17 protein-coding genes and 1 riboswitch are annotated in these 22335 nt (G+C 51.8%); of the genes, 7 read left to right on the top strand and 10 right to left on the bottom strand.

Annotated features, from left to right (window positions below; translation table 11 throughout):
- Nucleotides 1–8 precede the first annotated feature (8 nt).
- From ACMHXH_RS01505 to ACMHXH_RS01520, 4 genes are all read right to left on the bottom strand, one after another.
- Nucleotides 9–3878 carry a S8 family serine peptidase gene (locus ACMHXH_RS01505; protein WP_335912351.1) on the bottom strand — a complete coding sequence of 1290 codons (3870 nt, stop codon included), beginning with the start codon at nucleotides 3876–3878 and terminating at the stop codon, nucleotides 9–11.
- Nucleotides 3879–4065: 187 nt separating this feature from the next.
- Nucleotides 4066–5172: a succinylglutamate desuccinylase/aspartoacylase family protein gene (locus tag ACMHXH_RS01510; RefSeq protein WP_335908181.1), complete on the bottom strand. Its 1107-nt coding sequence runs from the start codon at nucleotides 5170–5172 to the stop codon at nucleotides 4066–4068.
- Nucleotides 5162–6529 (bottom strand): lysine-sensitive aspartokinase 3, encoded by a 1368-nt coding sequence (gene lysC / locus ACMHXH_RS01515; RefSeq protein ID WP_039035541.1) that lies wholly within the window; start codon nucleotides 6527–6529, stop codon nucleotides 5162–5164. The genes ACMHXH_RS01510 and lysC overlap by 11 nt, the downstream gene beginning before the upstream one ends.
- Nucleotides 6530–6665: 136 nt before the next feature.
- A riboswitch (Lysine riboswitch) is annotated at nucleotides 6666–6843 on the bottom strand.
- An 82-nt stretch (nucleotides 6844–6925) separates the two neighbouring features.
- Nucleotides 6926–7360, bottom strand: coding sequence for a DUF3293 domain-containing protein (locus ACMHXH_RS01520; protein WP_071476533.1), 435 nt, complete (start codon nucleotides 7358–7360; stop codon nucleotides 6926–6928).
- A 560-nt stretch (nucleotides 7361–7920) separates the two neighbouring features.
- Here ACMHXH_RS01520 and arcA point away from each other — a divergent pair.
- A complete protein-coding gene (gene arcA, locus ACMHXH_RS01525; protein ID WP_039035539.1) occupies nucleotides 7921–8637 on the top strand; it encodes a two-component system response regulator ArcA in 717 nt (238 codons plus the stop codon).
- Nucleotides 8638–8974: 337 nt separating this feature from the next.
- Here the strand turns inward: arcA and fusA are convergent, their stop codons facing one another.
- From fusA to ACMHXH_RS01540, 3 genes are all read right to left on the bottom strand, one after another.
- On the bottom strand, nucleotides 8975–11065 hold the full coding sequence (gene fusA / locus ACMHXH_RS01530; RefSeq protein WP_039035538.1) for an elongation factor G: 2091 nt from the start codon (nucleotides 11063–11065) through the stop codon (nucleotides 8975–8977).
- A gap of 261 nt (nucleotides 11066–11326) precedes the next feature.
- Nucleotides 11327–12760, bottom strand: a complete 1434-nt coding sequence (locus ACMHXH_RS01535) for a diguanylate cyclase (RefSeq protein WP_238398941.1) — start codon at nucleotides 12758–12760, stop codon at nucleotides 11327–11329.
- Between the two features lie 51 nt (nucleotides 12761–12811).
- The gene (locus ACMHXH_RS01540) at nucleotides 12812–12997 is read right to left on the bottom strand and encodes a hypothetical protein (RefSeq protein ID WP_039035537.1); all 186 of its coding nucleotides are present in this window, start codon (nucleotides 12995–12997) and stop codon (nucleotides 12812–12814) included.
- A gap of 326 nt (nucleotides 12998–13323) precedes the next feature.
- Between ACMHXH_RS01540 and ACMHXH_RS01545 the strand changes: the two genes are divergently transcribed.
- Both ACMHXH_RS01545 and ACMHXH_RS01550 read left to right on the top strand, forming a co-directional pair.
- Nucleotides 13324–15231, top strand: coding sequence for an ABC transporter ATP-binding protein (locus ACMHXH_RS01545; RefSeq protein ID WP_335912353.1), 1908 nt, complete (start codon nucleotides 13324–13326; stop codon nucleotides 15229–15231).
- A 44-nt stretch (nucleotides 15232–15275) separates the two neighbouring features.
- Nucleotides 15276–15728 carry a DUF2390 domain-containing protein gene (locus ACMHXH_RS01550; RefSeq protein ID WP_039035535.1) on the top strand — a complete coding sequence of 151 codons (453 nt, stop codon included), beginning with the start codon at nucleotides 15276–15278 and terminating at the stop codon, nucleotides 15726–15728.
- On the opposite strand, the gene ACMHXH_RS01555 is transcribed toward ACMHXH_RS01550, so the two are convergent.
- Entirely contained in the window at nucleotides 15688–17301 is a 1614-nt protein-coding gene (locus ACMHXH_RS01555) for a GMC family oxidoreductase N-terminal domain-containing protein (protein WP_413737528.1), read from the bottom strand. The two genes, ACMHXH_RS01550 and ACMHXH_RS01555, sit on opposite strands and share 41 nt — an antisense overlap.
- Nucleotides 17302–17320: 19 nt before the next feature.
- The gene (locus tag ACMHXH_RS01560) at nucleotides 17321–17827 is read right to left on the bottom strand and encodes a hypothetical protein (RefSeq protein ID WP_039035533.1); all 507 of its coding nucleotides are present in this window, start codon (nucleotides 17825–17827) and stop codon (nucleotides 17321–17323) included.
- 122 nt (nucleotides 17828–17949) lie between these two features.
- Here ACMHXH_RS01560 and ACMHXH_RS01565 point away from each other — a divergent pair, with 122 nt between their 5' ends.
- From ACMHXH_RS01565 to ACMHXH_RS01575, 3 genes are all read left to right on the top strand, one after another.
- Nucleotides 17950–18927, top strand: a complete 978-nt coding sequence (locus tag ACMHXH_RS01565) for a hydrolase (RefSeq protein WP_039035550.1) — start codon at nucleotides 17950–17952, stop codon at nucleotides 18925–18927.
- Nucleotides 18911–19168 carry a YheU family protein gene (locus ACMHXH_RS01570; protein ID WP_039035532.1) on the top strand — a complete coding sequence of 86 codons (258 nt, stop codon included), beginning with the start codon at nucleotides 18911–18913 and terminating at the stop codon, nucleotides 19166–19168. Before ACMHXH_RS01565 ends, ACMHXH_RS01570 begins: the two co-directional genes overlap by 17 nt.
- 103 nt (nucleotides 19169–19271) lie before the next feature.
- Nucleotides 19272–20159, top strand: a complete 888-nt coding sequence (locus ACMHXH_RS01575) for a phosphoribulokinase (RefSeq protein ID WP_039035531.1) — start codon at nucleotides 19272–19274, stop codon at nucleotides 20157–20159.
- 333 nt (nucleotides 20160–20492) lie between these two features.
- On the opposite strand, the gene ACMHXH_RS01580 is transcribed toward ACMHXH_RS01575, so the two are convergent.
- Nucleotides 20493–21275, bottom strand: a complete 783-nt coding sequence (locus ACMHXH_RS01580) for a tetratricopeptide repeat protein (protein WP_039035549.1) — start codon at nucleotides 21273–21275, stop codon at nucleotides 20493–20495.
- A gap of 356 nt (nucleotides 21276–21631) precedes the next feature.
- On the opposite strand from ACMHXH_RS01580, the gene crp reads away from it, so the two are divergent.
- Nucleotides 21632–22267, top strand: a complete 636-nt coding sequence (crp, locus tag ACMHXH_RS01585; protein ID WP_025011303.1) for a cAMP-activated global transcriptional regulator CRP — start codon at nucleotides 21632–21634, stop codon at nucleotides 22265–22267.
- Nucleotides 22268–22335 lie beyond the last annotated feature (68 nt).

The raw sequence follows: 22335 nt of genomic DNA on the forward strand, positions 1-22335 counted from the left end.
CACCTTCCTTAGCTCGATTTCCTGCGCAGCCAGCCTAAAGGCAGCAACAACAGTGACAACCATCCCAGTGAACCACCACTGTCACGCTCCCAGTCAAACACCACTATGCTGACCGTTTCCGTGGTGCTATTACCCTTGGAGTCACTCACCTTCAGATTGAAAGTCAGCAAATCGCCAGGACCACCCACTTCAGGCGCTGTCAGCTCCAACTTGGCCGCCGAGCTGTCAAACTTCAGCGGCGCGCCGGCGATCTGAGTCCAGTGATAGCTGACCGAATCACCATTGGGATCGGCCGAGGCTGATGCATCGATAACAAAGCTATTACGCTCTGCCACTCGGTCGGGTGCATTGACTTTGATAACAGGAGCACCTTCTTTGACATCAAACAGATACTCCTGAGTCAATACCTCGGCGGTATCATTGACAACGGTATTGCTCAGTATCAGCTTATTACCCAGCCCCTGTTTACGCGGGATAAACTTGAAACTCAGTGTTTTGGCCGGATCGCCAGTTTGCATCACATGAGTCCAACTCAATACTCCTTGAGCCAGCTCCCCTTGGTCGCTGATAGCCGTGACTTCATGCCCTTCCGGCACCATGGCCTTGAGCTGATACTCCCGAGCCTCAAGGGAAGTATTGGCAGCGATAGTTACAGTCATGGTTACTGGCTGCCCAGGGGTCATCTCACCACTGAGTACACTGGCCGCAGGCATCTGCACATCATCAACGACCCGGTTGAAAGCAACCGGCAAGTTCTTGGCGGCGACATTGGCATCACTGGACGTCAGAGTTACCACAGCATAACCCAGGTCGCTAGCGGCAAAATTATCCTTCCAGGCGAACTTCAGTGAGAACTCCTCGTTGTCACCTGTCTTGGTCAGAGTAAAATTGTCCTGAGCCGGACCTGCCTCTACCACAGAAGTTTTCAGGGTGAAGGGATCTTCGGCATTGGCGGCTGAAGCCTCATAGTTTTGCACAAAGATATAATAGTCACCGGTTTCTGGATTACTGATACTGACAGATTCATCAGAACCAGCTCTGGCCGATTGGCCGACAAGGGCATCCAACGACCCGTCACTGTCTCTGTCTATCGCCACATAGAGATCCAAATCCGGGGAATTGGTGGCAGTAATAGTCGTATTAAACAGCTTTGCCCCCTCTTCAACCCTGTAGGCAACGAAGGCGACACCATCAGTAATGTCGTCCAGGAAGCTACCAACATTTGAATCTTGCTTCAATACCGCCTCAAAACTGTCGGCCAGTGCCAAGGCAGAGACTTCTGCATCCAGTCCAGTCATATCAAGCGATTTAAGCTCGTTGAAAGTCAGCTCGTCAGCATCTCGTCCCGCCCTGATGGTAAAGCTGTCCGGCAAGTTATCACGGGCAGCTTTAACCGCCACAGGCATAGCCGCATCAGGGTGGTTGCTCGAGGTCAACAGCAGATTACCAAACGCCCAATCACTTGAGCTCACCCCAGTGATATCGGCGGTGACAGTCACCACCTGCGACTGCCCTTTGGTCAGAGTGAAGTTTTCTGGTGAAACCGTTATTTTCAACCCTTCAGTCGTCGCTACTCCGGCAGCGCTCCATACGCCATCTTTGGTAGCCGTGACTTTTCGCTTCCAGCTGCAACTATTAACACATTGGCTACTGGACATACTGGGAAGATTCAAACGTCTTGGATCACCACCGAGCTCTGGGTTGGCAAACTCATAGTTGTCCGCCAACTCATCCATGATAAGCCCAGTCTTGGCGGCCAAATCCACCCGTATCCGACCGGCTCCCACATCAAACGGATCCGCGGTAGTTTTACCATCTGCCTTGGTCATGGCACTGGCTGTTGTTGCTGTCAGCATCAAGGCTGAACGGATATTATCCGGCGTCCACTCTGGATGAGCCGACTTCAGCAGCGCCCCAGCGCCCGCCACATGAGGACTCGACATAGAAGTACCGGACATCAGGGTATAATCAGCAGGATCAGTACCTGTCACTTCATGGCCATACTGTTCATCGGCGTAAGCGGCATAGATGTCCACACCCGGAGCTGAAATCGACGGCGCAATCACGTCGAAGTAACGGTTTGGTCCAAGTAGAGAGAAACTTCCCAACACATCGGCCTGACGCTCAACGGCCGATGGAGTGGCATTGATTTTGGCCACCAAGCCTGGCGTAGCCGCCAGCGCATCCACGACGGCCAAACCGTCAATATTGCCGATGAAAACAGAAGGGATACTGGTGTTACCAAGTCCGGACATCTTGTTTCTGACGTTGCCTTCACCGTCTTTGTTAAAGACAATAACCCCTACTGCACCCGCCTCTTTGGCATTATTGACCTTGTCGGCAAAGTTACAGCCGCCGCGCTTAATCAGCGCCAACTGCTCCTTGAACGCATCGGCGGCAAAGGCGTTGCAACCTTCGAAATTATCAGCAGCCAAGTCACCGGCGTACACCAAAGGTGCGCTGATGTCTGTAGTAATCACCGGCCCGGTTCCCTGAGTGTAATCCAGCAGGTCACCGTTGAATTCGAGAGTGGAGCGCACTTCGCGGTTATGGGTTGATGCCGCGACTGAGGTATACCAAGGCGCATTCTTGGGTGAAGAAAAGGGAACTTGATTAACCGATGCAGAGGTATTTCCGGCCGATACGGCAGAGAAAATGCCGGCATTACGGGCTGCCAGGAAGCTCATTTCAGTGGAACTAGCCCAAGGGAAACCACCGCCGCTGATGGAATAGTTGATCACATCCACTCCGTCGGCAATGGCATCATCCAACGCCTTGAGAATCGCCGATGTGGGGCAACCTGAGTATCTATCGCCATTGTTGCCCGGACGGCAGATCTGATAGGCAACAATATTGGCATGGGGAGCGACCCCGGAGATTTGTGTAAACTCGAGTCCGGTCTCAATGCCATCCCCTTGAGCCTCACCGACCTCACCGACAACATAAGGGACATTCTTAAGGATATTTCCCGCTGCCGTACCGGCAGTGTGAGAACCATGACCACCATAATCCTCACCATTCTTGGCAGGAGGTGTTGGACCAAAGACCTCCCCATCATCATAACTATCGGTAATCTCAGGATAACTTCTGACTCCGATCAGCTTATCGTTACACATGTCAGAGAACTCTACCGCACAGTCACCGACGTAGACACCTTGTCCCCAGGGATTGGTATGGTCATAACCATCACCCCCAATATCCGCAAAGGATGGATGATCACTGTTGATCCCCGAATCGATCACCCCGACTATGACCCCTTCCCCCATAGCCTGAGTCCCTGTAGCACTGCCGTCCCACACTTTGGGAGAACCTATCATGTTCTGGCTGCTGTCGGTATCCATTGAATAAAGGCTTTCCCGCTCAATGAAAGCTACTTCGGGTAACTTGGACAGGGCTTCTGCCTGCTGCTGATCCATGGTGACCGCCAGCCCATTAAAGGCATAGTGATACCTGACCTTAGCCTGTAACTGAACCCCTTGGGCCGCAGCACTCATTAAAAAGTTCTGTTGCTTGGCATTCAAATACTTCACGTAGGACTTCACCGCCACACTGGCGGTATTCAGCTTGGGGGCCTTTTGGGACGCCAACCCTTGACTTCGCTGTGGACTGGTGGCTTCAAGCCCGGCAATACCACCGGCATAATTCGCCACAGAGGGATCTTTAAGGCGCACTATATAAGTGTATTTCCCCTCAGCAAGTCCTGGTTCCCTGACAAACTTATGTCGCCCCATCTCTTGCTGTTGTCCTTTGCGACCGCTGGATGCACTAAGCAGATCTGAAGAAATAAATGGATCTGAAACGCTCAACGGCGCGGCCTGGGTATGGCATGACATGGATAACAGCGCTGCTGAAACAGCTATTGCAACTTGACTCTTCAATTGTCTACTCCCATTAAGACTGTTTATTGTTGTTTTATGTTTCCGTTTTAAAAACACCCTAAATACAAGGGCGCCAACATTTGTAACACCCATGGATACAATTGAAAAACAAATACACAAAAAATTACAATTTATCAGCAATTTACAGAATGATAGACGTTAAACTCCGGCTCACACCGGACCTAACTTAATCAGAAAGAGTAAAGTAGTTGGTCATCACCTTGTAGAGCTCAGTCCCTTGGTGCACAGACGCCGAGGCAAAATGCAGCACGGGGATCACATCTTCCTCAAGTGAGAGCTTGGTAACCTCTGTGCCAACATCGACTCGGTCGAGCCTGAGAATATTGACCAGAGGCGCGCCGGCGGGCAAAGGCACTCCCGGCTCGGCCAGATACTCCACCATACCCGCCATAGGTGCGTGAAACTTTCGATAGTCTTTCAGCAAACAAGCAAAACGCGGCATCACCTGCGGCAGTACGCTTTGGGCTATCACCTCTCTATAACTCAGATAACTTAATATTCCTTCCGCATCCCGACTGGCATCGGCAAGATCGATACGCTCCTGACTGCCAAGCTCCAAAGTAAAGGCCGATACTGCGACTTTTAGATCTCGCCCCCTACTCTTGGCATAATCGCTGAGTTGCCACCAGGGATTAAAGGCCGCTTCATCCATGGCACCGCCAAAGCCTTTAGGCATCACCAAGGTGTAGGGAATATGAAAGTAGCCGGCAGCTGACAGCTCATACTCGGGGCAATAAAGGTGTTTACAGGACTTGGGGCCGGTGTGCAGATCCAGCACTATGTCAGCGCCATGTGCCAGTTTCTGCAGATTGAGCGCCAATCTCTGGCCGGTCGTCACTCCCCAGGGATTGGCCAATGCCTGCTCACAGTTGGCAATGAGAAGCTGACGAAAAGCATCAAACAGTGCTTGCTCCGGCAGCTCACTATACTGCGGATACCAGTCATCCAGATGGACGACCTGCTCAAGATAGGCTCGGTTCCAGTTAATACCTGTGATGGGATCGAAGCGGCCCAAGGTAAACTCACCGCTTTTCTGGTTGATCCCCAAGGGGTTGGCCAAAGGCACCAGAGTGACATCTCCCAGAGGCGGATGCGCCTTGAAGTACTGCAACAATTGCAAAATCACCGCATTGCCCTGTACCTCGGCGCCATGCACATTGGCCTGAATATAGACGCTGGGCGCCGAATGACCGGTGCCTTTGAAGCGATATATGGGGATGGTGAGAGGCTGACCTGCGGCCAGCTCCCCAACCTGCAGGTGTTCAAGCTGCATCCTGAGCACCTTCAAATAAGTTACGATGCAAAGCGGCCACCACATCACCGGCTTCGGCTTCAGACACCAAGACACAGAGATTGTGTGGACTGGCACCCTGACAGATCATTCGGACGTTATGGGGTTCGAGCACTTCAAATACCCGGCGACAGATCCCGGCGGTAGTGGCTATCTTGTTGCCAATGATCGCCACCAGAGCCAGCTTGTCTTCCACCCGCACCCGGCAGTTTTGCGATAACTCCTGCAGCAGAGCTTCCGTCAGAAGCCCCTTACCGGCTGAATCTGAACCTGTTTTGTCCAGGGTCAGCGACACATTCACCTCTGAGGTGGTAATGAGATCGACACTGATCTTGTGCCGCGCCAACACAGCAAAGGTCTCAGCCAAAAAGCCCTGGGCATGCAACATCTGCAAACTATGCAAGTTAAGCAGGGTCTGATCTCGTCTCACGGCAACGGCCCTGAATACCGGCTCATCTTCCACTTGATGGCGGATCCAGGTGCCGCCTTTTTCCGGCGCCCGACTGGAACCGACAAACACTTGGATCTGTTGGCGCACCGCCGGCAAGATGGTGGCAGGGTGTAACACCTTGGCGCCAAAAGTAGCCATCTCCGCCGCCTCATTAAAACTGATTTCTGCGATAGGCCTGGCGTTGGGAGCCAGTCTGGGATCTGTGGTGTAAATCCCTTCTACATCGGTCCAGATCTCAACCGCATCGGCTTGCAAAGCTTCTGCCAACAGAGCCGCGGAATAATCACTGCCGCCACGCCCAAGGGTAGTTGTTCGCCCCTCGGCATCGGCACCGATAAACCCCTGGGTCACCAACAGTTGCTGCTCAAGCAAGGGTTGTAATTTCTCTGTCGCCAGTCGCTTCAGTTCGGCGATTTGTGGTTCGGCCTTGCCGAAATGGCTATCGGTACGCATCACCTGACGCACATCAAAGGCGCTGGCCTTGGCACCGCGTTCTCTCAATACCGCGGCAAACAGCGCTGAAGAGCATTGCTCACCAAGGGACAGGATCTCATCAACCATAGCATTACTCGGCCCCTGCAACAGCTTGGCACTGAGCGTTGCCATACGGCTGAGCAAGGCATCCAGCGCCGCGGCAACAGCAGCAGGTCTACCAAGTTTGTCCAGAATCGCATATTGAATGCTGGCAATATCTTTCAATAATTTGAGACGGCGCTCATCCCCCATGTCTGCCTGAGACAACTCCACCAACAGATTGGTTACGCCACTGGATGCACTCACCACAACCAGACGAGTAGCCGAATTTCCAAGCACTATATCGGCACAGCGATTCATCGCCTGATAATCGGCAACTGAGGTACCGCCAAACTTGGCAACAACAAGAGACATCAGCGCATTCCCCCACAGGCAGGTGACAGGGAAAGGTCGACAACGAGAATAGACTTCATGAGTTAAGCTCCGAACAGATAACGTTCGAAGAGCCTGGTGCTGAGATAACGCACCCCAAAGTAGGGACAAAGCGATCGTCACCAGAAGCTCTCCACCAAAAACCAGGTGACAGCCGCCAGGATTCAGCCTGACCAACCGACCGGAGAGCGTTACCAATACGCATCCCGACCTCGGCGTTAATCTCCCTCATGAGCCGTCATAGGAAATTGGTTTCCTCTGACTCACTACCTAGTTAACGCTCCTCTTCTGTTCCTTTCTTGCGAAAGGGATGAAAAAATTAGCAATAAAGCCCTTATGAAGTCAATGCTAATTTGCATCCGATGAAATATCCTCAACTTATTTATCACTAAGTTCAGGTAATTCATTGACCAAACGAGCTCGGCTTGCAAATAATCCAAGCTCTATTTCATGCTTGCCTTTATGGCAGGGCACTAATGTCAGTAAGCCTTTATCCACATAATAAAGTGCATTCTGACGGTACTTGAATGCCAGTTCGATTGCCGCAGCCTTATCCAAAAACAGGGCCCAACTTTTTTCCATATGACTGAGATCCTCAGCCGCACCTATAATGGCCCGATAGGGTATGCCGAGCTTATCAATATCACCTTGTAATTGCCGATCGAGAAGACGGTTCTGGCAGGAAGTCAATTTTTGCCCCAGAGGGTTATGGGCGGTGACAATCGCAAAAGGAACAGCGGAAGAAAACGACTGAGTCAAAAAAAAGCATGCGCTCTGGTAGTACTGCCAGAGACTTTCAAATGCAGCATCCATTGTAGTATCTGTCTCTAATGAACCGGAGTTATTCTAGCAAAGGCTTACGAAATCCCCTAGCCCCGTGAGCAAGCTCACAGTAAGACAAAACACAAAACGCTTAAGTTTCAATATCTAACATAAAAACTTGTGACTTAGATCATAGTTAAACATTAATTTGTTAACATTTCATTTGTTAACAAATGCCTAATCCTAGTACAATGGATTGTATCGACAGAGACCTAGAGTTAAGCGTGTGACCAGGCTAGCGCCATTACGCGACAGCATAAGTCTCTAATGATAACGACTCTGTACCAAATGTAATCTGGTTTTAAGATCGCATTTTCTGGATTTTCCATGTCTTTCAGGAACTAAATCCCGCCACTGGGAATCCTAGAGAGTACAGTTCGCGCCTCTCCAGGTGGAGAGCATACTTTTTGCTAATCATGAAGTGTGTTGCCGTTTCATTTCAGTTTTGAACAGCACTTACGTGAACCCTGTGAATGTTGGCGTTTTAGAGAGTATAGCGGAGCGTCACCCGCGCTCATGGTTAGATAAACTGATTTAATTAGGTAAATAACATGCAAAACCCGCACATTCTGATCGTTGAAGATGAAGCCGTTACCCGTAACACGCTGAGAAGTATTTTCGAGGCAGAAGGTTATGTGGTAACCGAAGCCAATGATGGCGCAGAGATGCACAAAGCCTTGCAGGAAAACAAGGTGAACCTGGTGGTTATGGATATCAATCTGCCAGGTAAGAATGGTTTGCTGTTGGCGCGGGAGTTGCGCGAAATCAACAATATCGGCCTCATCTTCCTTACCGGTCGTGATAACGAAGTAGACAAGATCTTGGGCCTGGAAATCGGTGCCGATGATTACATCACCAAACCGTTCAACCCTCGTGAGTTGACTATTCGTGCCCGCAACCTGCTGACTCGTGTCAACAGCTCAGGTGCTGAAATTGAAGAAAAGGCCGCCGTGGAACATTATCGTTTCAATGGTTGGAGCCTGGAGATCAACAGCCGTTCACTGGTCAGCCCTCAGGGTGAGTCTTACAAGCTGCCGCGTAGCGAATTCCGCGCCATGCTGCACTTTGTGGAAAACCCAGGCAAGATCCTCAGCCGCGCCGAGTTGCTGATGAAGATGACCGGCCGTGAGCTTAAGCCACATGACCGTACTGTTGATGTGACTATCCGCCGTATCCGTAAGCACTTCGAAAGTGTGCCTGATACACCGGAAATCATCGCCACCATCCACGGCGAAGGCTACCGTTTCTGCGGTAACCTGGAAGACTGATAAACACGCGTTATCGGCCCTGAACAAAGCCAGCTTATCGAGCTGGCTTTTGTTTATCTGCTATCACCACTCCCCCTTCTACTGATATTTGCTGTGATTTCCTCACGGTAATGCTCTGCCAATCCCAGCGCCTTTATCTTAGATAGCTCCTTTATCTTAGGTAGCTCCTTTGCCACATATACCAGTTTCGGAAACAGTTGCCATACGATTGCCCATTGATATTCAGCGGCATCCGCCGAACTGAGTACAAACTTGATTCTGCTGGCTTAGTGGCACTGGATATTCGCCCATAAAAAAACCCGCCATCAAGGCGGGTTTTTATCAGGATAATTAATCCTTATTTCTTGGCTGCGTTACGAGCCTTGGTTTCTGCGATAACAGTCTCAGCCACGTTGGCAGGACATGGAGCATAGTGAGAGAACTCCATGGAGAACTGACCACGACCAGAAGTCATGGTACGCAGGTGACCGATGTAACCGAACATTTCTGCCAGTGGCACGTCAGCCTTAACACGTACGCCAGTCAGACCAGCTTCCTGATCCTTGATCATACCGCGACGACGGTTCAGGTCACCGATAACGTCACCAACGTGATCGTCTGGAGTAAACACGTCAACCTTCATCACAGGCTCAAGCAACTGAGGCTTGGCCTTAGGCATAGACTGACGGAATGCACCCTTGGCAGCGATTTCAAACGCGATCGCTGAGGAGTCAACTGCGTGGTAACCACCGTCGAACAGTTCAACTTCAACGTCCAGTACTGGGAAGCCAGCCAGAGGACCTTCGTTCATCATGTCTTCGAAGCCGCTTTCAACTGCTGGCCAGAATTCACGAGGTACGTTACCACCAACAACGCTGGAGGTGAACTTGAAGCCACTACCAGCTTCGCCTGGACGGATGCGGTAGTCGATCTTACCGAACTGACCAGAACCACCAGACTGCTTCTTGTGAGTGTAGCTGTCTTCAACGGCTTGAGTGATGGTTTCACGGTAAGCTACCTGTGGAGCACCAACAGTCAGTTCAACACCGTGAGTACGCTTCAGGATGTCTACTTTGATGTCCAGGTGCAATTCACCCATACCCTTAAGGATGGTTTCACCGGTTTCCTGGTCGGTTTCAACCTGGAATGATGGATCTTCTGCAACCATCTTACCCAGAGCAACACCCAGCTTCTCAGAAGCGCCTTTGTCCTTAGGAGTTACAGCGATAGAGATTACTGGATCAGGGAAGATCATAGGCTCAAGAGTACATTCGTGCTTAGGATCACACAGAGTGTGACCAGTCTGAACGTTCTTCATACCTACAACGGCGATGATGTCACCGGCTTGAGCAGAGTCGATCTCTTTACGATCGTTAGCGTGCATCTCAACCATACGGCCGATACGCTCGGTCTTACCGGTAGCAGAGTTCAGGATAGTGTCACCTTTCTTCAGCTTACCAGAGTAGACACGGATAAAGGTCAGGGCGCCGAAACGGTCATCCATGATCTTGAACGCCAGAGCGCGCAGTGGCTCATCGGCAGATACAGTAGCGACTTCACCGGTTTCTTCACCAGTTTCTGGGTCAGTCAGAGGCTGAGGCTCAACTTCTGTTGGAGATGGCAGGTAGTCAACAACCGCATCCAGAACCAGCTGCATACCCTTATTACGGTAAGCAGAACCACAGTAAGTGGGGAAGAATGACAGATTGATGGTACCCTTACGGATACAACGCTTCAGATCTTCGATAGAAGGCTCTTCACCTTCCATGTAAGCTTCCATCAGGTCGTCGTCCTGCTCAACGGCAGTCTCAACCAGGTGCTCACGGTATTCTTCAACCAGATCAACCATGTCTTCTGGAACTTCTTCTACAGAGTAGTTTTCTGGCAGACCAGAATCATCCCATACATAAGCTTTACGGTTCAGAACGTCAACAACGCCCTTAAACTCATCTTCAACGCCGATAGGCAGAGTCATAACCAATGGAGTCGCAGCCAGAACGCGCTTGATCTGACCTACAACACGCAGGAAGTCGGCACCCATACGGTCCAACTTGTTTACGAAGATGATACGAGCAACTTCAGATTCGTTAGCATAACGCCAGTTGGTTTCGGACTGAGGCTCAACACCACCGGAACCACAGAATACACCGATACCGCCGTCCAGAACTTTCAGAGAACGATATACTTCAACTGTGAAGTCAACGTGTCCGGGTGTGTCGATGACGTTGAAACGGTGATCTTTCCAGAAGCAACTTACCGCAGCAGACTGAATGGTAATACCGCGCTCGGCTTCCTGCTCCATGAAGTCAGTAGTAGTGGTACCGTCGTGGCTGTCACCCATCTTGTGGATTTTGCCGGTCAGTTTCAGGATACGTTCTGTGGTAGTGGTTTTACCCGCGTCAACGTGAGCAAAAATACCAATGTTTCTGTATTTTGATAAGTCAGTCATGATTCAACTTCAAATGATTAGTTAATAGGAGACGGAGTATGCCACTTCAAAGCTGCGACAGACGGAACCCCATAAATAAGGCGCGTATTATAACACCGAAACCCCCATAGGCTGCAATCAGCAGTTTCAATTTTCACCAGTTTGTCACCGCTAACGAATAAAAAAAATAAAACACCATAAATTCAACATCTTGAGCACACATACTTTCACTATTCGGGTCATAAACACGGAAATTGACTTCATAAAAGTGCGGCTCTAACCTCAAACCGATGAATTTGGCCCGATTTTATTGGCTCGATCATATTCAGGATCGCAGCAAATTCTGTTACGGCCTTCTGACTTGGCCCGATACAAAGCCAGGTCAGCCCGATCAAATGCGCTCCAAATAGACTCTCCGGGTTTCAGCTCTGTCAGGCCAAAACTACAGCTAAGGCTAACACCGGCAGAAAAGGGATAAACAGTCATCGCCGATGCCAAGCGCTCACACAGATGCCTTGCCTGAATACAATCAGTATCCGGGCAAATAATCATAAACTCCTCACCGCCCCAACGGGCCACCAGGTCGATTTCGCGGGCTCCCTCCATGAGCAGAGAAGCCAGATCACTGAGTATGGAATCACCCACGCTGTGACCATGGCGATCATTGATATCTTTAAAGAAATCTATGTCTATCACTATCAGTGATGTATGCCCTTGCGCTGCGTCACTGCGATGTTCTGGCGCAAAATGTCGATGAAAGTAGTGACGGTTATACAACTTGGTTAAAGGATCGTGGGTCGAAATAAACTCAAGTTCCTTATTGGTTTCCAATAGCTGATTACGCAGTTTCTCCAACTGTTGATTCTTGGCTGTCAGCTCCCGGTTATACTTACTAATCCAGCGGTAGCGCGCCAACAAAGCGCCGAAGACCAGTGTTATCACAACCATAAGCTGCCAAGTCAGCCCTCTATCCGTCTGCTCCAACACCGCCATATTGCTCCACTGACGATACAGCCTGGCCCTGTGGTCGTCAGAAATCTGCGCCAACAAACGATTTAGATCGGGCAGCATCCACTTGCTATTCTCAGTCACCGCCATCCGGAACTGATCCTCAGGCCCGGCCCAAGCGGCGATTTTGAGGTTAAACAAGCCGCTCTGCTGAATGCGGGCATTGATGGAATACATAGAACCAATAAACAGATCAGCCTCACCGCTGGATACCATCTCCAGTCCCTGCTGCTCCGTCTCGGCCAGCATAATGTGGATCTTGGGATAGTTCTGACGCACATAATCCAGCAAGCGGTAACCTCTGGGGATCACCAGACTTCTATTCCCGACCTGTTCCATACTTTGTAGAAAGGGTTGCTCGCGGCGGGAAACCAACACATTGGGAGAGCGACTATAGATATCAGTGAAGGATAAATATTCGGCGCGCCTGGAGGTATAGTTGAGCATGGGAGTAAATACGCACTGTTGTTGCTTCAAATATGTCAATGTCTGCTGCCAGCTGGCGGTGGGTACTAACTGAAACTGCCAATCAGTCTGCTCTTCAATGAATTCAAGAAAGCCGGATGAAATGCCCACATGTTTGCCTTGGTCTATGCCTTCATAGGGCATCCAGTCGGGGTCGACACAATAGGGAATCGTGACTGCATTGACTGCGGCCGTTGCCAGTAAAAGGTTGCCAAACAATATGGGCCGCAAAAATGTCAGCAAAGTGTTTACTCTCAGGCGAGTCAGAATACATAGAATTTTAGTCCATAAACTTTACTCTCTCATTCTGAGGAGCACTCTACTGCTATCGGCCAGTTCCCGCTTGAGCTGCTCAAGCGAGCATCCGGACGGCGCCAAAGATACCAGCTGTTCATTGCTCAAGCTTTGCCAGTTGGCCTCAATCTGCCCGGCATCGCTGAGATGCAACTCAGCCATGCTGACTACGCGGATCACACCCATCTACGACTCTCCCTGTCTGCCCCAAGGTAATTAGGCTCCCTTGGTAAAACTCCTTGTTGCCTGTGGCGCTTTTTTTGCGCGCTTGGATGGTACTGCACGTTTTTACAAACAGCAGTTCAGAAATATCTGAAACTTTGGCTTTTTCCGATGTTTTTCGCGTCGTTAGCCGTAAAGCCATACTTTTGAGGGGGGCTTTCATTCGAAATGATGACCGTCATTTACCCCCAGGTGCCAGCTCACAGCAAAGTGTTGCTGCTATAGCCTGAGACCGGGGTTCTGGGCTATCATCTGGCCCCATAATTTCAGCGTATTCCAAAGCAGTATTCATGATCACCATTTCCGATGCCCAGTTGATCCGTGGCACCAAGACCTTGCTTGACGAGGCCTCATTGACTATTTATCCCGGCCACAAGGTGGGATTAGTCGGCGCCAACGGTACGGGCAAGTCCTCATTGCTGGCCCTGATTTTAGGGCAACTACACCTGGACAAAGGCGAAATCAGCGTGCCATCCCAGTGGCGCATTGCAACCGTTGCCCAGGAGACCCCGGCGCTGGAGGTATCGGCACTGGAATATGTGCTCGATGGCGATAGTGAGTTTCGCGAGCTCGAAACCCAGCTGGCCAAGGCTGAAGCCGAGGATAATGGCCACAGGATAGCCGAACTGCACGGCAAGCTTGATGCCGTAGGCGGCTACAGCATACGTGCCCGTGCCGGTACCCTGCTGGCAGGTCTTGGCTTTACCGAGGCCCAGCAGAGCCATCCGGTGAAGAGTTTCTCCGGTGGCTGGCGGATGCGCCTCAATCTGGCGCAGGCACTGCTGTGTCGCTCAGAATTATTGCTGCTCGATGAGCCCACCAACCACCTGGATCTGGATACCATGTACTGGCTGGAAGGTTGGATTAAATCCTATCAAGGCACGCTGGTGCTGATCAGCCACGACCGTGACTTTATCGATGCCATAGTGGACGAAATCGTCCATGTGGAACACCAAAAACTTAACTTCTACAAGGGTAACTACAGCGCCTTTGAACACACTCGTGCCGAACGTATGGCCCAGCAACAGGTGGCCTATGAACGCCAGCAGCGAGAGAGAGCGCATATGCAGTCTTTTGTAGACCGCTTCCGTTACAAGGCCAGTAAGGCCAAACAGGCCCAAAGTCGCCTGAAGGCACTGGAAAAGATGACTGAGCTGATGCCTTCCAAGGCCGACAGCCCTTTCTATATGGAGTTTCGCGAGCCGGATGCGCTGCCCAACCCCTTGGTGAAGATGGAAGATGTGTCGGTCGGCTACGGCGACAAGGCTATTCTCAACAAGGTGTATCTCAATCTGGTGCCCGGTGCCCGCATCGGTTTATTGGGTCGTAATGGTGCCGGTAAGTCCACCCTGATTAAGTTGCTGTCTGAGCAACTCTCGCCCATGCGCGGCCTGTACGAGCCCAATCCCGGGCTCAATATCGGCTACTTTGCCCAGCATCAGATAGAGTTTCTGCAGCTGGATGATACCCCGCTGCAGCATCTGCAGCGCCTGGCCCCCAATGCCCGCGAACAGGAGTTGAGAGACTTCCTCGGTGGCTTTGGATTCCAGGGAGATATGGCGCTGGCCCAAGTGCGTCCCTTCTCCGGTGGTGAAAAGGCCCGTCTGGTACTGGCGCTGCTGGTTTGGCAACGCCCCAATCTATTGCTGCTCGATGAGCCCACCAACCACCTGGATCTGGAGATGCGCCACGCCCTGACCGTTGCACTGCAGGGCTTTGAAGGCGCCATGGTGATAGTGTCCCACGACCGTCACCTGCTGAGACTCACCTGCAACGACTATTACCTGGTCGATGGCGGCGAAGTGCGGATGTTCGATGGCGATCTGGATGACTATCACCAGTGGTTGCTGGATGCCGCCAAAGCCGCAACGGCAAGTGTGTCTCAGGTTGACGAAGCCTCACCGGCCCAGGACAAGAAGCTGCAAAAACGCCTGGAAGCTGAATTGAGGCAAAAACTATCACCACTGAAGAAACGCCAGGCCAAACTGGAAGCCGAGCAGAGCCAGGCTACCGACAGATTGGCGGAGCTGGAAAATCTGCTGGCGGATACTTCTCTCTACGAAGCCGAACAAAAGCCCAGACTGACGGAGATCCTCGCCGAGCGCACCCAACTTTCGCAGGCGCTGGAAGAGAGTGAAATGAACTGGTTGGAACTTCAGGAAGAGATAGACACCATCGAAGCCGAGTCAGGCCTTTGAGCCGGGGAAACCCGGGTGTTGAGATTGCAAGCAAGGAGAAAAGCGTGCCACATACGAGTCTGTTTACCTCTAGTCTTTGGCAGGAATGTGAAACACTTTACCCGGCGCTGGAAAGCCTGCTGATAAAGCTGCAGGACGAACACGGCCTGATAGTCAACCTCTTGCTGCTGGCGCTGACCCTGGACAACAAAGGCGTTAGCCTCAACCAAGGCTCGTGGGCCCAGCTCCACAGCGAAGTGGAGCAATGGGAAAGCGGTATTCTGCGCCCCTATCGGCGACTGAGACGCCTGGCCAAACCCAACCTGGGACAAACCGAGTACCAACAGATGTTGGATGTCGAGCTGATGATGGAACGCAGAGGGCAGCAGCTGATATTGCACAAACTCAACGGCCTGCCTCGCAGCGTCACTGAAGACAGGCAACACAATCTCAGTACCTATCTGGCGCAGTTCAACCTCAGTCCTCAGCAATATCCTGCACTGCTGGCTCAGGCTTGAGCCTCCGGGCCAGCAAGCTGGCGTTGCGCGCCGTCAAACCATAGATACTCAGCTGCGGATTGGCTCCCAAACTGCTGGGAAATACAGAGCCATCCATCACCGACAGATTGCTGTAGTAATGCGCCTGGCCTTCGCTGTTCACCCAGGATAACTGCCTGTTTTCACCCATGGCGCAGCCGCCCATCACATGCGCTGAAGCCACTATGGTCTTCAGTGGCGCCAGCGGCATCTCAGCAATAACCTGTTTGACCTCTTGCCAGGAGGACAAAATTCCGGCGCCCTCATTGATGGGCATAACCTGCTCGGCACCGGCGGCAAACTGCAGCTCGGCCATGCTGGCAAAAGCCCTTCTGGCGGCGGCAAACAGGGCCGGCGTCAGAGGGTAATCCAGCGCTGTACCTTTATCTGTCAGCAATACCTGGCCACCGGGCAATTCCGGCGAAAAGCCATCCCGGATCAGGGCTATGGTGACCTGCAGATGATTGAACCAGGACATCAACTCGGCATGCTGTGGCCCATAGCCCAAGGTCTTGGAGGCGATAAGCACAGGATGCACCGGCGGTACTTCCAGCTTATATCCAGGTTGACCAGTGGCACCATCTTGCCAAACAAACTGATCCGAATATATCGACTGCGGTGCCCCGGAGTGGGCATTGATGGCCTCCCGAAAGCGGGCGCCGCTGAGTACGGTTGGGTGTAAACAGGTCTGCTTGCCGAGGCGCTGATAGGGATCTGTCATTTGTGAGCGCAGCAGTAATGCCGGAGTGTGAATGGCCCCGGCCGCCACCACATAATGACGGGCGCGGATCATCAATTTGACACCTGTAGGCTTGTTATAGCCATCGAGCGCCTCGGCTCTAAGGGCAAAAACCCGCTCACCATGATGCTCGAAGCGTTCGGCGCGAACATGGCTGTATAGCTCTGCCCCGGCATTCAGGGCAGCAGGTATTGTGGTGACCAGCATGGATTGCTTGGCATTCACCGGGCAGCCCATGCCGCAGTACCCAGTGTTCCAGCAGCCCAGCACATTGCGTTTGATAACTGTGTAGTCCCAGCCAAGCGCGACACAGCCATCCCTGAGGGCCTGGTTGTTGCGGTTGGGATCTATCGGCCAGCGACTGATATTGAGCCTTTGCTCCATCTTGTCGAACCAGGGATCCAGCTCGCTGCGGGACAAACCTTTAACCCCAAGGCTTTGCCAATAATCCAAGGTGGCTTTGGGGGTTCGAATCGAAGTAGTCCAGTTGACTGTGGTGGAGCCGCCGACCGACTTGCCCTGAAAAATACCTATCCCCTTATCCAGGGTCTTCATGGCCGCCGCTTGCTGGTAGAGTTCTGGATAGGCGCGGCGCTCCTCCATCACAAAGTCAGACGATGACTTGAGCGGCCCGGCCTCCAACAGCAAGACCCTGAGCCCAGCCTGAGTCAATATTTCAGCCGCCGTACCGCCACCGGCACCTGTGCCTATGATGACGACATCAGTCTCCAGTTCAAGATCCTCGGCCAAAGAGGCACCATCTGTATGTTTCCAACCTGTGGCCAGCCCGGCCAAAATGGGATCAGCTATCGACAAATGTGTCTCCAGTCGGGTATCAGAGTGCCAGTTTTGGCTTGTTATAGTTGAGTCTGTCCCAATGCTCAGGGCAGGCATAATAGCTTGCCATCAATAATTCTCTGAGACCGAGATAAGCTTGTTGCAGCAGCGCCATCCAAGCGCTGCGCCAGGACTCCAGCATGTCGACCAATTCGTTGGGGCTGCGCAGCATCAGAGGCGTCATGCTGCCGCTCAGCAAAAGTAAGCCAAAGCGGTTTTCCAGCAAGTCGAGCAGCTGTTCCAGCTCCTGACGCTGGGCCTTAGGTAGCCATTTAAGGGTTTGATTGACCGCATCCAGAGTACGATTGATGGCATCGACTCTATGCTTGCTAATCTCAGGCAATGCGCCTTCAAGCAACACAGGGATCAAGGCACCAAGCAGAAGATCATGGGGCTTTTCCCGCTCACTCAAGCTGGCAATCTCCTCATCCACATAGAGGCTGACACCTAACGCCAGCGCCGTTGTTCCTCCCAAAGCCCACAATAGAAACTGCCGTCTTTGCATGCCTGTCCTCCTGTCATTTCCCTGCACTCGGCTGTGCTGACATCTGTGTTACAATCCGGCCGATAACCAATTAACCACAGCAAAGCGCCCACGGCAATAGGCCATTTTGCATGCGAGATCCCATGAGCAGCAGTTTTCGTCCGCCCTGGTGGGCCAGAAGCCCCCATTTTCAAACTATCATTCCCGTGCTGACCAAAGTGGCGGGGTTGCCGCTGCGGCGTGAGCGTCTGGAACTGGAAGATGGTGACTTTATCGATCTCGACTGGCTCAAGACGCCAACCCCGGGTAAGCCCTTATTGGTAATACTGCACGGGCTGGAAGGCAGCGCCGACTCCCACTATATCCGCCGCCTGCTGCGTGAGTGTCAGAAGCAGAGACTGGCCGCCGTAGTGCACCATCACAGAGGCTGCTCGGGTGAAGACAATCGCCTGGCGCGCAGTTACCACAGCGGTGATACGGCCGATATCAGCCATAGCCTGCAAACCCTGAAGCAGCGCTATCCCCACTCGCCTCTACTGGCGGTAGGTTACAGCCTCGGCGGCAATGTACTGGCCAAGTACCAGGGAGAATTTGCAGATAAAAGCCTGCTCAGCCGCGCCGCCGTGGTATCGGCACCGCTGGCGCTGGCATCCTGCGCCAAGCGGCTGGAGAAAGGCTTCTCCAAAGTTTATCAAAGTTATCTTATCCGCCAATTGCAGCAAAAAATGTTGCTGAAACTCGAGCGGGGCAACAGCCAGTTGCCGCTGAATGGTGAAGCCATCAAACGGCTGAACACCTTTTATGATTTTGACCATCAGGTGACTGCACCGCTGCACGGTTTCAACGGTGTCGATGACTATTATCAAAGGGCCAGCGCCTTGCCTTTATTGGGTAAGATAGCCAAACCGACCCTGATAATTCATGCAGCAGACGACCCTTTTATGACTGACGCCGTTATCCCATCATTGGCACATCTGCCCGCCTGCGTCGAATATGAACTTCATGCCAATGGCGGCCATGTAGGTTTTATTGAGGGTGGCACACCGTGGCGACCACGCTATTATCTGGAGCAGCGATTGCTGCGTTATCTGACGGAGTCAACTCATGCTGATACCCTATGAATCCCTGCTGCAACTGCCCAAGGAAACCCTGGATAACCTGATTAAGGAATACCTGCTTTCCCAGGTGGAAGACGGCAGTTTCGATTCCCTGGGTGACAAGGCGTTGGAGCAGGCCATCGGCAAGTGCCATCTGGCGCTCAAGAGCGGCCATTTACTGGTAGAATTCAGCGAAGATGACGAGTCCGTTGCCATCCGCTCCCGCGAGGAAATCATGCGCCGAACTCCACTTGCCCATGATTGACCCGTCCCCCTGCATTCCTTTATAAGTAGTTAACTAAAGGTTAACGGGCCAGATAACCACAGTGTTGGCCTGCGGCCCAAGTTCTTTGAAACAGGTAGGAAAAATGTCTGCAAAACATCCAATTATCGCAGTGACAGGTTCATCGGGGGCCGGAACCACGACTACCACAACCGCCTTCAGTCACATCTTCAGACAACTGGGGATCAATGCGGCCATGGTGGAAGGGGACAGCTTTCACCACTATACCCGCGCCGAAATGGAAGTGATGATCCGCAAAGCCAAGGCCGAAAACCGCAACATCAGCTATTTTGGTCCGGAAGCCAATGACTTTGCCCGTCTGGAGAAGTGTTTTGCCGACTATGCCGGCACGGGACAAGGGGAAACCCGCTCCTACCTGCATACCTTCGATGAAGCCGTGCCTTACAACCAGATGCCGGGTACCTTTACCCAATGGCGGCCGCTACCGGAAGACACGGATATGCTCTACTACGAGGGGCTGCACGGCGGTGTAGTGACCGGCGAAAGCAATGTTGCCCAACACGTGGATCTCTTGATTGGCATGGTACCCATAGTCAACCTGGAGTGGATCCAAAAGATCATCCGCGATACCTCTGAGCGCGGCCATACCCGTGAAAAAGTGATGGGCTCAATCGTGCGTTCAATGGACGACTATATCAATCACATGACGCCGCAATTCTCCCGCACTCATATCAATTTTCAGCGGGTCCCTACGGTAGATACCTCCAACCCCTTCAGTGCCAAGGATATTCCCAGTCTGGATGAAAGCTTTGTGGTGATCCGTTTTCGCGGCATCAACAATGTCGACTTTCCTTACTATTTGAAGATGATCCAAGGGGCTTTTATGTCCAGGGTAAACACCCTGGTCGTGCCGGGAGGCAAGATGTCATTGGCGATGGAGCTTATTCTGACGCCGCTTATCAAAGACCTGATGGATAAGCGCCAAGCCCTGCTGGAGCAGGATATTGAATAAGCTGGTTGCAGATAAATTTTGGCTTCAGACTCGATTAAGTTTGATTTAAGTCTAAAAGGGTAAATTACAGTCATCGGGATTTCAGGCGAAATACTGATGGTTGACATACTCTTGGGGATAGATTCCCCCATCTTGATCTGTTTGTTCCCTCGAGTATGTCAACAACCTACCCTATTTTATATGCCCATAATGGGCATTTTTTATTGCCCGAATTCTTGCTCCCCATGCAAGCGCCCTTATCTTCCTCTGACGCAAACACAATCAACCACAGCGAAAACCCCAGCGTTCAGCAAAGGAATTATCCGTATCGGCTTGAAGCATTCACAATGGGCGTTATTCCATCAAGGGCACCACTTCACGGTAAGGCTTGTGACTGCGATAACTCTCCAGCCGCTGCCTAAATTCAAGCGCTTTACTGAAATCCTGTGACTGCTCAAGCGCTGCAATGGCCTGCTGCTGAGTCGCCACCGCAGCGGTAAAATCTCCCAATTCGGCGTAAGCTGCCGCCAGGTTATCGAGATTTGTGGGGTCCTGATTGTTAACTTCCAGTAGTTGCTTAGCAAGCGCCAACGCCCGACCACCATCTCGGTACTTGGCTTCCGGGCAAGTGGCCAGGATCCAGGCGGCATTGCCAAGAGAGATGTCATCACCGGCCGAGCTGAAAAACGCCACAGCCTTGCCGCAATGGCGGTTAACCCCTTCGCCGCCGGAAGCATAGAGGAAACCCAGTCTGAACTTGGCCCAATGGTTGCCCTGTTCAGCCAACGGCAGATACCAACGCTCGGCCAGCGCCAGATCCCGCTGCATTAACTTGCCTTCAAATGCCAGGTCTGCCAGGGTTTGCTGCGCCTTGGTCTCGCCCCCTTCGGCAGCTTTGGTCAACCAGGCGAGACCGGCAATTTTGTCCTCGACGACGAAACGGCCGGAGAGGTACATCAAGCCAAGCAGGTACTGAGCTTCCACTTCACCATTGGCGGCATTGAGCTGAATATAAGCCAGTTTGCTGGCGGCAATTTCCTTGCTTGGCTGGGGAATGGCAAAGGCCTGTAACTGTCCACTGAACAGACTCAAGGCCAACATGGCAGCCGCTGCAATTAAGGGGGTCTTCACTCTGATACCCTTTGGTAATCTATGCATACAGACTCATAAATTAGCCCGAACCCGGCGTGAAAGTCGAGGTGAATTCAACAATAAAATGCTAATAATAGCCCTCAATGTGCTTGGCGAATTGTGAGCAAGGCTGAGAAGATGTGATTTAACCTACAGACTCGAGCGAATCCAGAGGCTTTTAATCTGAATTGGTTGACATGTATCACTAAAGTATCAGAATGATAACCAAGATTAGCGATTTAATTGCGTTGATTCACTTAGTCTAAACTAAGACCAGGTTCAAAGTTTACTCTTTGATATTGACGTAAAATCCTTATTTAGAATATCCTTACTTTCGTTTTAATCAATCGAGGAACATAGGCATGGCTCTGATTGGTAAGCCAAAACCAGATCCGACTTTGGAGTGGTTTTTATCACACTGTCACATTCATAAGTATCCAGCCAAAAGCACCCTGATCCATGCTGGTGAAGATTCAGACACTCTGTATTACATAGTTAAAGGGTCTGTTGCCGTATTGATTAAAGATGAAGAAGGTAAGGAAATGATCCTCTCTTATCTGAATCAGGGCGACTTTATCGGTGAACTGGGTCTGTTTGAAGAGCAAGCCGAGCGTACCGCTTGGGTTCGCGCCAAGCAAGCCTGTGAAATTGCTGAAATCTCTTACAAGAAGTTCAAGCAGCTGATCCAGGTTAACCCTGAAATCCTGATGAAACTTGCCGCTCAGATGGCACATCGTCTACAGAGCACCAGCCAAAAAGTGGGCAACCTGGCCTTCCTCGACGTGGCCGGTCGCATCGCTCAGACTCTGTTGCACCTGGCCAAACAGCCTGATGCCATGACCCACCCAGACGGCATGCAGATCAAAATCACCCGTCAGGAAATCGGTCAGATTGTTGGTTGTTCCCGCGAAACTGTGGGCCGCATCCTCAAGATGCTGGAAGAGCAGAACCTGATCCAGGCGCACGGTAAAACCATAGTGGTTTACGGTACCCGCTAAGCCAGCTTCAGCTTGATTTAAGCCTGATTCTATAGAGTGGCCAAGGTAATATCCTTGGCCACTTTTGT

The organism is Shewanella sp. BJSY2023SW001 (genome assembly GCF_047314685.1).
GTDB classification, from domain to species: Bacteria; Pseudomonadota; Gammaproteobacteria; order Enterobacterales; family Shewanellaceae; genus Shewanella; species Shewanella indica.